Origin of the sequence: Rhodococcus sp. CH91, assembly GCF_022554085.1 — a bacterium.
Taxonomy (GTDB): Bacteria; Actinomycetota; Actinomycetes; order Mycobacteriales; family Mycobacteriaceae; genus Rhodococcus.
In genome coordinates this window covers 1-353 of sequence record NZ_JAKFYR010000038.1, presented here as the reverse complement: position 1 = coordinate 353, position 353 = coordinate 1, and the positions used below count along the sequence as shown (strand labels likewise).

Genomic DNA, 353 nt, shown 5'->3' with positions numbered 1-353 from the left:
GCGTTGTGGCAGCGGCAGGTCCTCGGCGACGAGAACGACCCGGAATCCCTCATCTCACGACAACTCGGTTTCTGGCGGGATGCATTGGCCGGCGTACCGGAAGTACTGTCACTGCCGGCCGATCGCCCGCGGCCTCCCGTGCAGTCGTTCCGGGGCGCGACCGTGCCGTCGGAGATTTCGGAGGTCGCGCATCGAGCGTTGGTTCGGGTTGCCCGCGAGAACGACGCGACCTTGTTCATGGCCGTGCACACCGCAGTGGCGGTGCTCTTGTCGCGGCTGTCCGGGGCCGAGGACATCGCCGTCGGTACGCCGATCGCGGGTCGTGGGGAGCGGGCGCTCGACGATCTGATCGG

The 353-nt window shown here is 68.3% G+C and carries 1 protein-coding gene; it reads left to right on the top strand.

From position 1 onward, the window contains the following. Positions 1-353 (top strand): condensation domain-containing protein (locus tag MOM01_RS22970; protein ID WP_241387755.1); only part of this gene is annotated, 353 nt, incomplete at both ends.